General features: G+C 67.3%; 14 protein-coding genes and 1 riboswitch. Of the genes, 7 read left to right on the top strand and 7 right to left on the bottom strand.

Going from position 1 to position 13,656, the window contains the following annotated elements; all coding sequences use genetic code 11:
• Positions 1 to 99: 99 nt before the first annotated feature.
• The 3 genes from FB460_RS04400 to FB460_RS04410 are packed head-to-tail and all read left to right on the top strand — an operon-like array spanning position 100 to position 2,704.
• Positions 100 to 1,413 (top strand): Na/Pi symporter, encoded by a 1,314-nt coding sequence (locus FB460_RS04400; protein ID WP_142092854.1) that lies wholly within the window; start codon positions 100 to 102, stop codon positions 1,411 to 1,413.
• Between the two features lie 12 nt (positions 1,414 to 1,425).
• Positions 1,426 to 1,752, top strand: a complete 327-nt coding sequence (locus FB460_RS04405; protein ID WP_142092855.1) for a class I SAM-dependent methyltransferase — start codon at positions 1,426 to 1,428, stop codon at positions 1,750 to 1,752.
• Positions 1,745 to 2,704, top strand: a complete 960-nt coding sequence (locus FB460_RS04410) for a PstS family phosphate ABC transporter substrate-binding protein (RefSeq protein WP_142092856.1) — start codon at positions 1,745 to 1,747, stop codon at positions 2,702 to 2,704. The genes FB460_RS04405 and FB460_RS04410 overlap by 8 nt, the downstream gene beginning before the upstream one ends.
• Positions 2,705 to 2,729: 25 nt before the next feature.
• On the opposite strand, the gene FB460_RS04415 is transcribed toward FB460_RS04410, so the two are convergent.
• From FB460_RS04415 to FB460_RS04425, 3 genes are read right to left on the bottom strand one after another with little or no spacing between them, the layout of a single operon-like run.
• A complete protein-coding gene (locus FB460_RS04415) occupies positions 2,730 to 3,614 on the bottom strand; it encodes a metal ABC transporter permease (protein WP_142092857.1) in 885 nt (294 codons plus the stop codon).
• Positions 3,611 to 4,381, bottom strand: coding sequence for a metal ABC transporter ATP-binding protein (locus FB460_RS04420; RefSeq protein WP_246044236.1), 771 nt, complete (start codon positions 4,379 to 4,381; stop codon positions 3,611 to 3,613). The genes FB460_RS04415 and FB460_RS04420 overlap by 4 nt, the downstream gene beginning before the upstream one ends.
• Positions 4,381 to 5,295 (bottom strand): metal ABC transporter substrate-binding protein, encoded by a 915-nt coding sequence (locus FB460_RS04425; protein ID WP_246044237.1) that lies wholly within the window; start codon positions 5,293 to 5,295, stop codon positions 4,381 to 4,383. The genes FB460_RS04420 and FB460_RS04425 overlap by 1 nt, the downstream gene beginning before the upstream one ends.
• A gap of 147 nt (positions 5,296 to 5,442) precedes the next feature.
• A riboswitch (cobalamin riboswitch) is annotated at positions 5,443 to 5,626 on the top strand.
• 50 nt (positions 5,627 to 5,676) lie between these two features.
• Here FB460_RS04425 and FB460_RS04430 point away from each other — a divergent pair.
• The 3 genes from FB460_RS04430 to FB460_RS04440 are packed head-to-tail and all read left to right on the top strand — an operon-like array spanning position 5,677 to position 8,551.
• Positions 5,677 to 6,726 carry an ABC transporter substrate-binding protein gene (locus tag FB460_RS04430; protein ID WP_142092859.1) on the top strand — a complete coding sequence of 350 codons (1,050 nt, stop codon included), beginning with the start codon at positions 5,677 to 5,679 and terminating at the stop codon, positions 6,724 to 6,726.
• Positions 6,723 to 7,778: a FecCD family ABC transporter permease gene (locus FB460_RS04435; RefSeq protein ID WP_142092860.1), complete on the top strand. Its 1,056-nt coding sequence runs from the start codon at positions 6,723 to 6,725 to the stop codon at positions 7,776 to 7,778. The genes FB460_RS04430 and FB460_RS04435 overlap by 4 nt, the downstream gene beginning before the upstream one ends.
• Positions 7,775 to 8,551: an ABC transporter ATP-binding protein gene (locus FB460_RS04440; RefSeq protein WP_142092861.1), complete on the top strand. Its 777-nt coding sequence runs from the start codon at positions 7,775 to 7,777 to the stop codon at positions 8,549 to 8,551. Before FB460_RS04435 ends, FB460_RS04440 begins: the two co-directional genes overlap by 4 nt.
• Positions 8,552 to 8,601: 50 nt before the next feature.
• Here the strand turns inward: FB460_RS04440 and FB460_RS04445 are convergent, their stop codons facing one another.
• Positions 8,602 to 9,897, bottom strand: a complete 1,296-nt coding sequence (locus tag FB460_RS04445; protein ID WP_142092862.1) for an acetyl-CoA hydrolase/transferase family protein — start codon at positions 9,895 to 9,897, stop codon at positions 8,602 to 8,604.
• A 163-nt stretch (positions 9,898 to 10,060) separates the two neighbouring features.
• Here FB460_RS04445 and FB460_RS04450 point away from each other — a divergent pair, with 163 nt between their 5' ends.
• Complete coding sequence (locus tag FB460_RS04450; protein ID WP_142092863.1) at positions 10,061 to 10,534, top strand: GbsR/MarR family transcriptional regulator; 474 nt, start codon at positions 10,061 to 10,063, stop codon at positions 10,532 to 10,534.
• A gap of 7 nt (positions 10,535 to 10,541) precedes the next feature.
• Here the strand turns inward: FB460_RS04450 and FB460_RS04455 are convergent, their stop codons facing one another.
• The 3 genes from FB460_RS04455 to FB460_RS04465 are packed head-to-tail and all read right to left on the bottom strand — an operon-like array spanning position 10,542 to position 13,596.
• Positions 10,542 to 11,573 carry a FecCD family ABC transporter permease gene (locus FB460_RS04455; protein ID WP_142092864.1) on the bottom strand — a complete coding sequence of 344 codons (1,032 nt, stop codon included), beginning with the start codon at positions 11,571 to 11,573 and terminating at the stop codon, positions 10,542 to 10,544.
• Positions 11,570 to 12,574 carry a FecCD family ABC transporter permease gene (locus tag FB460_RS04460; RefSeq protein ID WP_211345825.1) on the bottom strand — a complete coding sequence of 335 codons (1,005 nt, stop codon included), beginning with the start codon at positions 12,572 to 12,574 and terminating at the stop codon, positions 11,570 to 11,572. The genes FB460_RS04455 and FB460_RS04460 overlap by 4 nt, the downstream gene beginning before the upstream one ends.
• Entirely contained in the window at positions 12,571 to 13,596 is a 1,026-nt protein-coding gene (locus FB460_RS04465; RefSeq protein ID WP_142092865.1) for an iron-siderophore ABC transporter substrate-binding protein, read from the bottom strand. Before FB460_RS04465 ends, FB460_RS04460 begins: the two co-directional genes overlap by 4 nt.
• Positions 13,597 to 13,656: the final 60 nt, after the last annotated feature.

Raw genomic sequence — 13,656 nt, forward strand, 5'->3', positions numbered from 1 at the left:
CGGACGCATGGCACAAGATTTCACATGTGGTTCACCTCACATCCACTTCGGCCCCCTAGTCTCTCCATAGCCCTGCTGATCCACGCATCGGAGAGAGTCATGGCGGAGAACGCCGAAGGAAACATCAACCCTTCCCCGGAGTCCGACCACGACGCTGCGACGTCCAGCGCTCTGACGGTCACTGATCAGCCCACGACTGAAGGTCCGGCCACCGATGCCGGGGCCGACGACGGTCCCCCACCCGCGAGCCCGCTGAGCTTCATCCCGCTCGAGGGTCGCGCGGCCAGCATCCGTGACTGGGTGGGCGTCCTCGTGGGCGTCTACATCCTCATCACCGCGGTGCAGGTGATCAGTGGTGGGTTCAAGACCGCCACCGGCGATCAGGCCGAGCAGCTGTTCACCTTCGCCTCCAACCCGCTCATCGCGCTGATGATCGGCCTGCTGGCCACGGCACTGACCCAGTCGTCGTCGACGACGACCTCGATCGTGGTCGGGCTCACCGCGGGCGGCATGCCGATGGAGGTCGCCATCCCGATGTTGATGGGCGCCAACCTGGGCACGACCATGACCAATACGCTGGTCAGCCTCGGCATGGCCCAGGACAAGTCGGTGTTCCGTCGGGCCTTCGCCGCGGCCACGGTGCATGACTTCTTCAACCTCATGGCGGTGTTCATCCTCCTCCCGCTCGAGTTGATGTTCGGAGTCCTCGATCGGGTCTCGGGATGGCTCGCCGGCGCCACCTCCGGGTCGGACGGCGGTATCGTCGCCGCCATCTTCGGCGGCCTGGGCACCGCGGTGAAGGCCGCGACCTCACCCCTGTCGGACCTCATCGAGACAATCGTGTCGGCGGTCGGCCTGCCCGATGTGGTGACCGGCATCATCCTCATCGTCGCGGGTGTGGCCCTGATCCTGTCGGTGATCAACACCATCGGGAAGCTGTTGAAGGGCCTCATGGTCGGCAAGGCCAAACAGGTACTCCATGCCGCGATCGGTCGTGGCCCGGTCACCGGCATCTTCTCCGGGATGATCATGACGATCATGGTGCAGTCGAGCTCCACCACCACGAGCCTCGCGGTGCCTCTGGCCGGTTCGGGCGCCTTCACCCTGCGTCAGATCTACCCCTTCACCGTCGGCGCGAACATCGGCACCACGATCACGGCCCTGATCGCGGCATTCGGGTTCTCCGGCATCGAGGGCACCCTGGCCATGCAGGCGGCCTTCGTCCACCTGATGTTCAACGTCCTCGCCACAGTGATCATCTTCGGCCTCCCGTTCCTGCGCGTCGTACCACCACGGTGCGCGGAGTTCCTCGCCAAGCACTCGGCCGAACGCAAGCTCTGGGCAGCGGTGTGGACCCTCGGGGTGTTCGTCGCCCTGCCACTGTTGCTCATCCTGGTGCCCCAGCTCTTCTGAGAGGACCGACCCATGAACGAATCCCGCTCCCCCCAGCAGATCGAAGCCGAACTGGAGCGGATGCTCGCCGAGGCCGAAGCGACCGCGGCACGGCTGCGCACCGAGCTGGCATCCCTGCGCGCCCATCAGCCCGAGCCCGAGGATTTCGACGCCGTCGAGGCGGCCCAGCATCTGGAAGCCGAACATCTCGATCGCTACATGCAGGAAGCCACCGTCAACTGGCGCAAGCTCCTCGAGTTCTTCGAAGAGGCCCTCGCCGAGATCCGACGCCCACGCAGCACCACTGAGTCCGACCCTGCGGACCAGCCCTCGACACCCGAGGAGGACTCCGATGTGTGACCTCACCCGTCTCACCATCCCGACGCTGGCGTGCGCCCTGTTGCTGTCGGCGTGCAGCGGCGAGGCCGACAACGACTCCATCGAGGTCTCGGGCTCGGCAACGGTCGCCCCCATCACCGGGGCCATGGCCGCCCAGGGCCGCTTCGACGTGAACGTGGCCGCCGAGGGCACCATCGACGGCTTCGAGCGTTTCTGCGCCGGTGAGACCGCCATCAATGATGCCTCCACCGCGATCCCGGCCGAGGCGCTCGCCACGTGCGAGGAGAACGGCGTCGAGTTCGTGGAGCTGCCGATCGGGCTGGACGCCCTCACCGTGGTCCGGCATGAGAAGAACGACTTCGCCACCGATCTGACCTCCGCCGAGCTCGCCGCGATCTTCGAACCGGGCTCGACGGTCACGACCTGGTCGGATGTGCGCAGCACCTGGCCCGACGAGGAGATCGCCCTGTTCGGCCGCGGCAGCGGTTCGGGCACGTTCGACTTCTTCACCCACACCATCAACGGCGAGGCCGGCGCCATTCGTGACGACTACCGGCACACTGACGACATGGCCGAGCTGGCCACGTGGATCGCCGAGGACGAGAACGCGCTCGGTTTCATGGGAGTCGGCAACTATCTGGCCGCCGACGAGGAGCAACGCGATCTCATCACCAACGTCGCGGTCGATGGCGTCATGCCGGCCCTCGCCGAGACCCAGGACGGCTCCTACCTGCTGGCCCGTCCGCTGTTCATCTACGTCTCGACCGCAGCCATCGAGGAGGATCCCCGGGTCGGTGAGTTCGTCGACTACTACGTGGAATACGCCCCCGATGTGCTGCCTCGGGTCCGTTTCTACCCCTTCGCCGATGAGACCTACGGTGCGGTGCAGGAGCGCTGGTCGGACCGCACACCGGGCGCCATGTTCGGCGGTGAACAGTTCGTCACCGACGTCGAGGCCGGCCTGGAGGGGTGACGCCCTGGCCCGACGCGACTGGAGGTCAGCCCTGTCGGCCCGCCGTCGCCGGCACCCCTGGGGTCGGCAGCCGCGACTGCCGCGTGGATGAGCCACGGATCATGACCCGCGCCAGATGGACGGCGGCGAAGACCAGCCCCTGGGTCACCACCACCAGGCCCCCGGAGGAGACGTCCAGCCAATAGCTGACGTAGATACCGAGCACCGAGCATGACGCCGAGATGGCCGGGGCGAGGACGAGCATGCGCCCGAAGCGGTCGGTGAGCAGGCGGGCCGTGGCTCCCGGAATCACCAGCATGGCGACCACGAGCACCACGCCGACCACCTGCAGCGCCGAGGTCGCGGTCAGGGCCAGCACACCCAGCAGGATCGACCCCAGCCGGCGGGGCGAGAGACCGATCGCATGGGCGTGGGTGGGATCGAAGGCGTAGAGGGTCAGGTCCCGCCGCTTCAGCACGAGCACCAGCCCCGCCACGAGCGCCAGAGCACCGACCTGCAGCAGATCACCCGTCCCCACGCCCAACACGTTGCCGAAGACGATCCGGTGCAGGTCCACCTCACTCGGGGTGATGGAGACCAGAACCAGCCCGAGCGCGAACAGCGTCGTGAACACGATGCCGATCGCCGCGTCCTCCTTGATCAGTCCGGTGACCCGCACCGACCCGATCAGGACGACCGCGAGGAGGCCGAAGACCAACGCCCCCACCGCGAAGGGCACCCCGAAGATGTAGGCCAGGACCACGCCGGGAAGAACGGCGTGGGAGACCGCATCACCCATGAGGGACCAGCCCACCTGCACCAACCAGCACGACAACAGTGCACACACCACGGCCACCACGACGGTGGCGCCGAGCGCCCGCAGCATGAATCCGTACTGCAGCGGTTCGAGCAGCACCTCCACCGGACTCATGACGCCAACCCGAAGGCGAGTGCGAGCTTCTCTGGCTCCAACGCTTCGGCCACTGAGCCGTGGAAGAGCACCTTCCGCAACAACAGGACCACGTCATCGGCCAGCTCCGGAAGGGCGTGGAGGTCGTGGGTCGAGACGACGATCGCGCAGCCCTCTGCCGCGAGTTCGCGGAGCAGGCCCACGATCATGGCTTCACTGGGTTTGTCGACGCCGGCGAAGGGCTCATCGAGCAGCAGGATGCGCGCACCCTGGGCCAACCCGCGGGCCACGAACGCGCGTTTGCGCTGACCTCCGGAGAGCTGGCCGATCTGTCGATCGGCCAGATCGGTGAGTTCCACGCGCTCCAGGGCGGCGTCGACGGCACGGTGATCCACTGGCCGTGGCCGCCGTAGGGGTCCCTGGTGGCCGTAGCGTCCCATCATCACCACCTCGCGCACCGAGATCGGGAAAGCCTGATCGATGTCCTCGGACTGGGGCACGTAGCCCACCAGGCCCCGCGCCCGGGCGCGGGCGGGGGTCTCTCCCCCGACCCGGACCGTGCCGACATCGAGGGGCACGACCCCCATGATCGCCTTGTAGAGGGTGGACTTTCCCGACCCGTTCATCCCGATCAGACCCGTGACCCGACCCTCGGGAATCTGCAGGGTCACCCCGGTCAACGCCTGCACCTCGCCGTAGGTGACTCGCACGTCATCGACCTCGATGGCTGTCTCCTGCGGCATGGTGGGTGTCCCCACCGATGGCGGCATCGTGTTCGCCGACGTCATCATGCACCTCCGGTCAGAGCAGTCGCGATCGTCTGCGCGTCATGCTGGATCAGCTCCAGGTAGGTGGGCACCGGCCCCTCGGCCTCGGAGAGCGAGTCGACGTAGAGCGTGCCTCCGTAGGTGGTGCCGGTCGCCTCGACCACTCGCAGCATCGCCTTGTCCGACACCGTCGACTCGCAGAACACCGCCGGGACGTCGTTGCCCTCGACGAATTCGATGGTCGCGGCGATCTGCTGGGGCGTGGCCTCCTGCTCGGCGTTCACCGGCCAGATGTAGTGCTCGGTGAGGTCGGCATCGCGCGCCAGATAGGAGAAAGCTCCCTCACACGTCACCAGTGCTCGTTCATTGGACGCCAGCGGCTCCAACTCCTCGAGCAGTGCATCGTGCACCTGCTGGATCTCCTGTTGGTAGTCCGCGGCCCGGGCCTCGAAGTCGGCAGCATGGTCGGGGTCGAGCTCGGCGAAGGCTGCGGCCATGTTGTCGACGTAGATCTGTGCTTCGGTCGGACTCATCCATGCGTGGGGGTTGGGCTTGCCCGCGTAGGCGTCCTCGGTGATGTCGACCACCTCGACCCCTTCGGAGACCACGACATGGGGCACATCGGCCTGGTTCGCGAATTGTTCGAACCACCCCTCCAGCCCCAGGCCATTGTCGAGCACGAGGTCGGCCTGCGATGCCTTGGCGACATCACGTGGGGTCGGTTCGTAACCGTGGATCTCCGTGCCCGGTTTGGTGATCGACTCGATGACCAGGTGTTCACCGGCCACGTTCTGGGCCATGTCCGCCAGCACCGTGAACGTCGTCAACACCATCGGCCTGTCATCACCGGCAGGCGCCTCGCCACCGCCACACCCGGTGATCGACGCCACCACCAGAGCCAAACCCCATGCCAGTGGCCACACTCGTCGCCTCACATCATCCCCCTGCATACTTCAAGCAATGAAACTATAAAGTTAGACGCGTCAAACTTGACCATAGTAAAGCACTGCTTCCATGGCAGCCACAACGCGCCCCACGGCCCCGTGCCCACGATGATCGACGCGACGAGCGCCGAAAAGTTCGATAGGCTTCCCTTCGCCGATGCCCCACCGGGGCCGGGGAACACGGTGCAATTCCGTGACTGACGCGCAGCGGTGACGATCGACCGCGGCCCCCATGACGCCACTGGAAACGGGAAGGCGGGGACCGCTCCGGGACTACCCGGCCGATCGAAGTCCGAAGACCCGTTGGCACCGCATTCCGAGCGGTCAGACTCTGCGGGCTCGCGCCACGGCCCGCCTGGCATGAGGAGTTCCATGCATCCCATCAGGACGCGCCCCGGCGGCCCACGGCTGCTACGCGCCCTTGCCCTCGCGGCCGTCGCAGCGTTCGCCGTCGGGGCTTGCTCGGCCCCCGACACACAGACCACCGATCCCAGCGCGGCCCCGGGGAGCGACACCCATCCGGTCTCGCTCGAGAACTGCGGCCGAACCGTGACCGTGGAGACGCCACCCCAACGCGTCGTGGGACTCAACCAAGGCACCACCGAGATCCTGTTGAGCCTGGGTCTGGCCGACCGCATGGTGGGCACGGCGACGTGGACCGATCCGATCCGCGATGACCTCGCCGATGCCAATGCCGGCGTCGAACGCCTGGCAGACAACTATGCGAGCCTCGAGACGGTCCTGGCCACCGAGCCGGACTTCGTGGCAGCCTCATTCGCCCCGACGCTCGCCGAGGGCGGATCAGGCACGTTCGAGGACTACGCCAAGGTAGGAGTCCCCGCCTACCTAGCCCACACCGATTGCGCGAAGGCGGTGCAGGGGCAGGGCGCCGGCGACGGCGCCCGGAACGAGAAGCTGACCATGAACGATATCCACACCGACATCCGCGAATTGGCCCTGATCATGGGCGAGTCCCCGGCTGGCGAGGACCTCGTGGCGTCGCTGGACGAGCGGCTCGACGCCGTCGAGCCCCCGGAGGGAGCCGAGGGCACAACGGTCGCCTTCTGGTTCGCCAATTCCGAGGCCCCCTACATGGCAGGCGGGGTGGGGGCTCCGCAGATCATGGCCGACGAACTGGGGCTCACCAACGTCTTCGACGACCGCAAGGACGAGTGGCCCCAGATCAGCTGGGAAGCCGTCGCTGCCGAAAACCCGGACTACCTGGTGATCGGTGATCTGACCCGCGATTCACAGACGGCCGAATCCGCCGAAGCCAAGATCGAGTTCCTCACGTCGAACCCCGTCACCCGCGAGATGGATGCGGTCCGGAAGGAACGCTTCATCCTGCTGGCCGGCGCCGACATGAACCCGTCGATCAGGACGGTCGACGGCATCGAGAAGCTCGCAGCAGGGCTGGCGTGACCTGGCGCAAGCGCGCGACCCGAGGCCGGATCGGTCCATGGCTGATCGGCCTCGCCGCCCTCTTGGCGCTGGCCCTGTCGATCGCCGTCTCCATCACCCTGGGGCCGGTGCCCATCGGCGTCGGTGATGTCCTCCATGTGGTGACTCACCACGTCGGGCTCACCGGCCCACCGGAGGTATCGCGTATCGCAGCCGCGACCGTCTGGGAGCTGCGGCTCCCTCGCGCTCTGCTCGCGGCCCTGTGCGGCACCGGACTGGCGGTGTGTGGCCTGGTGCTACAGGCTCTCCTGCGCAACCCCTTGGCCGATCCCTACCTGCTGGGAGTGTCTTCCGGGGCATCGACCGGGGCGGTCGTGATGGTCGTGTTCGCTCCCGCGACATTGCTTGGTTCGCCAGCGGGCTTGTCGGCAGGCGCCTTCGCGGGCGCTGTCCTGGCCTTCGTCGTGGTCATGGCCCTGGCTCACCTCGCCGGCGGCGGCAATCACCGCATCATTCTGGCGGGCGTCGCGGTGACACAGCTGTTCAGCGCCTTGACGAGCTTTCTGATCATGGTCGCGGCCGACGCCAACACGACCCGTGGCGTCCTGTTCTGGCTGCTGGGGTCACTGGCGTCATCGACGTGGGACGACGTGGCCGTGGCCGGCGCAGTGGTGATCGTGGGCGTGCTGGTGGCGCTGTTCCAAGCCACAGCCCTGAACGCCTTCACCTTCGGCGCGGAGCAGGCCTCCACACTCGGCATAGATGTGCGTCGTGTTCGGATCGTCCTGCTGGGAGTCACGGCAGCGTTGACGGCCACCGTGGTGTCCCAATCCGGCGCCATCGGATTCGTCGGGCTCGTCCTGCCTCACCTGACGCGGCTGCTGGTGGGAGTGTCCCATCGACGGCTCATTCCTGCGACGGCCATGCTGGGAGGCATCTTCCTCGTGTGGGTGGACACTGCTGGACGCACCGTGGCCGCCCCCACCGAGATCCCCGTCGGGGTCATCACGGCCCTGATCGGCGTGCCGATCTTCGCCGCGTTGCTGCTGCGGAACCGGAGCGTGACGTCATGAGTGCCATCACCGTCCGTGACGTCAGGTATTGCGCGGGTCGGACCCCGATCCTCCACGGTGTCGACATGGACGTCACCCCCGGGTCCTTCACCGCGGTCATCGGCCCGAACGGTTCTGGCAAATCCACCCTCGTGCGCTGTTTGGCCGGCCTGGTCCGTTTCAGTGGGCACATCGAGGTCGATGGCCATGATGTGGCACGGACCGCACGCAAGGAGATGGCTCGTTCGGTGGCCGTGGTGGCCCAACAGCCCGAGGCCGTCGAGGCCCACTCGGTACGCGAGGTGATCGCCTTGGGGCGCACGCCGTACCTGGGTGCGCTCAGCGGGGCAACGGCCCACGACCACCATGTCGTCCGCGACGCAGCCACCCGCACGGGGGTGGAGCACCTGCTCGAGCGCACCTTCTCCACGTGCTCTGGTGGCGAGCGTCAACGAACCCACATCGCGCGAGCACTCGCCCAGGAGTGCGAGGTGCTCTTGTTGGACGAGCCGACCAACCATCTCGACGTGCAGCAGCAGTTCTCCATCTTGGAGCTTGTTGACGCCGCCGACATCACCACCCTTGCCGTCCTGCACGACTTGAACCTCGCTGCCCAGTTCGCCGACCACATCGTCGTCCTGGACTCTGGCCGGATCGCCGCAGCAGGACCACCCCGGGAGGTCCTGACCCCCGACATCATCGAGGACGTCTTCGGCATGCGCCCACAAGTCATCTGCGACGACCACCGGGTCAACGTGCACTTCCACCGGCAGGCGTCGACCCGGCGCGGTTGATGCGGCAAACACAGGACCGGCCTCCGACGTGACAGCTCGCACCGTGACTCTCAGAGCAGGTGCATCTCCTGGGCCTTGATGCCCAGCTCCTCACGGAAGTCGGGGTGGGCGATGGCAATGAGCCGTTCGGCACGCTGGGCGCTGGTGGCCCCGCGGAGCTGCGCCACTCCGTACTCGGTGACGACGTGGTCGACGTCATTCTTGGAGGTGGAGACGAAAGCACCGGGTTTGAGGGTCGGAGTGATGCGGGAGATGGTGCCGCCCTTGGCGGTCGACGGCAGCACGATGAACGACTTGCCGCCGCGCGAACGGTTGCCCGCCCGCACGAAGTCCGACTGGCCCCCTGTCCCCGAGTAGGGCTTGTATCCGATCGATTCACTGCAGCACTGACCGGTGAAGTCGATCTCGATGGTGCCGTTGATGGTGTGCAGCAGATCATTGGCCCCGGCGATCGCTGGATCATTGGTGAAATCGACCGGATGCATCTCCAGGCCGCGGTTGCGGTGCATCCACGAGTAGAGGCGCTCCGATCCCAGGGCGAAGGTCGCGAGGCTGACGCCCGGCTTGACGCTCTTGCCGCGGTTGGTGACCGCGCCGGATTCGGTGAGGCTGAGGATGCCGTCGCCGATCATCTCGGTATGGATGTTGAGGTCGGTGCGTCCGGTGAGCTGCATGACCACGGCGTCGGGAATGGCACCGTAACCGATCTGGAGGGTGGCGCCGTCGGGAATCATGTCAGCCACGTGACCGCCGATGGCCTTCTCGACCTCGTCGATCTTCGGCAACCCCACGGTGGCGAGAGGGCGATCATCCTCGACCACCGCTGCGACCTGATCGAGATGCACGTGGCAGTCCCCGTAGGCGTAGGGCACCTGCGGGTTGACCTCCAGCACCACCGCCCGGGCCTTCTCGATGGCGGCCAAGGTGTAGTCGGTGCTCAGGCTGATCGAGAAGTAGCCGTGCTCGTCCATCTCCGATGCCATGGCGAACACCACGTCGACCGGCAGGAGCCCGCGTCGGAAGAGCTCGGGCATCTCGGAGAAGTTACTGTGCCGAACATCGATCCAGCCGTCCTGCGCTCCTTTGCGCGTGGGCCCGCCGAGAAACAGCGCGGCGTGCCGCACATGACCGCGGGTCTCGGGTTCCAAGTAGTCGAACGTACGCAGCGGCAGTATCTGGCTCACGGTGACGTCGCGGAACTCACGCCGCTGTTCACTGAGCGCCTCCAACAGGGCCGGGGTCTCCCCCACTCCGGTGGGGAGCACGACGGTGTCGCCATCGTGAATCATCCCCACTGCGTCATGGGCGCTCATTTGCTTCGCGGCATAGGCACGCGCAAACGTCATCGGCTCTCCTTTGAGTCAGACCGCGGTCGGTCACACCGGTCGTAACCGCCGTTCGGCGATTATCGCAGGATCCCGACGCGAGCGCGCGAGGGCCCCATCCGCTCGACGCCCGGCCCAGCGTCGCCGGGCTGCTGCAGGGTTCGACTGATGCTGTAATGGTCCGATGCAGCCAGAGGTTCCCGACTTCGTCGATCGATTCGCCGACCACTGGGCCGCCGTCGGCGGGACTCGGACCGAGGGGCTCATCGCAGGTTATCTGTTGCTCGATAAGTCCGAGGGAGTCAGCGCAGCCGAGCTGTCCCAGCGGCTGGGGGTCAGCCGGGGCTCGGTCTCCACGTACACACGGCATCTGGTAGAGCGCGGGTTCATCCGCCGCGTCCGACTCCCCGGGGATCGAACGCACTACTTCTGCACGGATCAGGACGTGTGGGCGGGGTTCTTGAGAGCCGAGCAGGACTATCTGCAGCGTCAGCACCAGCTGGCGCAGGAGATGCTGGGGCGCGTCGAGCCGTCCGGGCCGGCCTGGCAGCGCCTGCGCAATATGCGGGACTACATGCAGTGGGTGGCCGACAATCTGGCGCCCGAGGAATGGGAGCGGTTCAAGACTGCACGGGACGCCCGGCCAGAACACGGTTGACCGCGTCTCACAGCTGCCCCTCCCGATGCTCCTGCACCAGCAGATAACCGAGGTACAGGCCGCCGACACCCATGGTGAGGACGCCGACCGGCAGACCGGACACGATGGGCGCCTGCTGGGCCGCCAGGTCGGCGGCGCTGAGGATGAACGCCCCGGTGAGGGCCGATCCGACGATGCCGACGCCGGCGGTGCCCGTCAGGCGTTTGGTGATCTGAGGTGCGGTCAGGGCCACGAACGCCACGGGACCGGTGGCGGCGACGGCGACACCCGAGGCGAGCACAGACAGGATGACCGCTCGTGTGCGGGTGCGCTGCGGATCCACCCCCAGTCCGGCGGCGGCGTCATCACCGAGTTCGAGCAGGCTGACCGCACGCCCGATGGCGAGCCCGGCGGGAATGAGCAGCGCGGCGCCCGTGGCGCTGACGATGATGTCGAGATCGTTGGCGGAGTTGAGCGATCCGGTGAGGTATTCGGCCAGGTGGGTGGCGGCGTCACGGAGTTTGGCGCTGACGACGTATTGGGTGATCGAGAAGGCCAGGGCCGAAACGGCGATGCCGGCGATGATCGTGCGGGCCGGGGAGGCGAATCCGCGACCGGTCGCACCGAAGACCGCCAGTGTCGCGATCCCGGCTCCGCCGACCGCCGCGACGGCGCTCGGGAAGCCGGGAAGGAAGAGACTCGCGGTGGCGGCCCCGGCTCCGGCGCCGGCACCGAGTCCGATCACGTCGGGGCTCCCGAGCGGGTTGCGGGTGACGGCCTGGAACAGTGCACCGGACATGCCGAGCAGGCCTCCGGCGAACACGGCGGTCACCAGACGTGGGCCGCGCCAACGTTCGAGCACGAACGCGACCTTGCCCTCGGCCCCGCCGAGCAACGCGGCCGGCAGCTCCGGCAGGGGGATGCCGAGCCGTCCCAGAGTGAGGGTGACGATGGCCACCGCCACGATCGCCAGAGCCACACCTGCATGGACGGCGATGACCCTCCGGCGCACCACCAGCGCCACCGGCCCCATACGCAGAACCTTCTTCGTGGTGCTCATCGCGCGGCCCACCCCCGGCGCACAGCGACCAGCAGGAAGGGAGCACCGATCCAGGCGGTGACGATGCCGACCATGATGTCCTCGGGCCGGGCGATGACCCGCCCCACGGTGTCGGCGGCGACCATCAGCGTCGCCCCGAGCAGGAGCGCCAGGGGGATCTGGACACGGTGGTCGGTTCCGACCACCGACCGCGCCAGATGCGGGACCACCAGGCCGACGAAGGCGATCGGCCCGACAGCAGCGGTCGCGGCCCCGGCGAGCAGGGCTGCCGCGACGATGCCGCCGACTCGCACCAGGCGCACCGGGGTGCCCAGGGATGTTGCCATCTCCTCCCCGAGGGCCAGGTTGTTCAAGGAGGAGGACACCATCAACGCCAGGATGAATCCGATGCCCAGGGCCGGAGCGACGGACAGGGCGACCGACCCGTCGCGTCCACCCAGGGAGCCGACGACCCAGTGCCGGAAGGAGTCGAACACGGCCGGGTGGGTGAGGATGATGGCCTGCCGGTAGGCCGTCAGTACCGCGGACACCACTGCCCCGGTGAGCAGCAGCTTGACGACACTGCCCGATGCCGACCGTGCCCCCACCATGAACACCACCAGCACCGTCGTCAGGGCACCGGCGAACGCGACCCAGACCGCGCCTGCCCCGACGGCGACGCCGTTTCCGGTGATCGCCGAGACCGTGACCACCGCCGCGCCCGCGCCGACGGTGATGCCGAGCAGGCCCGGATCGCCCAGGGGGTTGCGCGTGATGCCTTGGATGATCACCCCGGACACCGCCAGTGCCGCCCCGCTGAGGACCCCCATGAGCGTGCGGTCGATCCGCGCGTCGAGGACTGCGGCGAGGTACGGGTCGGTACCTCCGACGAGTCCGGTGAAGGCGTCGGCGATGGAGGTGGGCTTGCCACCGAACAGCAGGCTGGCTGCGATGGCGAGAGCGAGGCAGCCGACCGCGAGAACCATCAGAGCCACGGTCGGCAGCCGCCTGGGTGAGGTCACCGTTCGACGCGCTCCACGGCTTCGTCGATCATGGGCACGTAGCGCTCCAGGGTCCACGGGACGGTCAACGGGTTGATCATCGAGGACGCGGTGACGAACGACTGGTCGGTCGGCGCGACGACGGCACCGTTGGCGACGGCGGGGATCTGCTGGTACAGCGGCTGCTTCTCCACTTCCTCGCGTGTGTTCTCGTCGGAGTAGAAGGTGAAGATGACGTCGGAGTCCTTCAGCCTGTCTGCATTCTCCAGGCCGATGTCGGCCGAATCGGTGCCCTCCACCTCGAACTCGCGCAGGTCCTCCACCACCGGGTCGACGCTCAGCCCCAGGGCCGAGACCATCGCGACGCGCTGCTCGGTCTCGAAGAAGACGCCCAGCGACCCCGGGCCGGTGTTGTAGACGTAGGAGAAGGTGAGGTCTTCGTACTCGGGCTTGGCGGCCGAGGCGAGCTGTTCGTCGATGTCGTCGATGAGCTGTTCGGCCTCATCGGACTTGCCCATGGCCTCACCGATCACCTCGATCTGTTCCTGCCAGGTGATCACCCACGGCTCCTCGGCGTAGGCCACCGTGGGAGCGATATCGGTCAACACGTCGTACTGCTCTTGGGTGACGCCGGACCAGGGAGCCAGGATCAGGTCGGGTTCGAGCTCGACGATGGCCTCCACGTCGAGTTCGGCGTCTCCGGCGAACTGTTCCGGCAGGGGTTCGCCGGCCTCCTCCACCGCTTCGTGCACCCACGGCAGATAGCCGGTGTCATCGGCGCCCCACGCGTACTCTTCGACGCCGACCGGCACGGTGCCCAGAGCGATGGCAGTCTCGGCAGAGCCCTGCCCGAGGGTGACGATGCGCTCGGGCTCCTCGGAGATGACGGCCTCACCGAGCGCATGCTCGATGGTCACTGGCTCCCACCCGGCGCCCGTACCGGTGTTCTCGTCCTCGGCGCCGCTTGCACAGCCGCTCAATGCGAAGGCACCGACGACCAGCACCGCTGCGGCCCGCACCCCGTTCCCAGATGCACGCATCATGTATGTCCCTCTCGTGGTTCGACCCCGGACAACCCCCCGAAGCACGCTTAGGTTAGCCTC

Origin of the sequence: Propioniferax innocua, assembly GCF_006716235.1 — a bacterium.
Taxonomy (GTDB): Bacteria; Actinomycetota; Actinomycetes; order Propionibacteriales; family Propionibacteriaceae; genus Propioniferax; species Propioniferax innocua.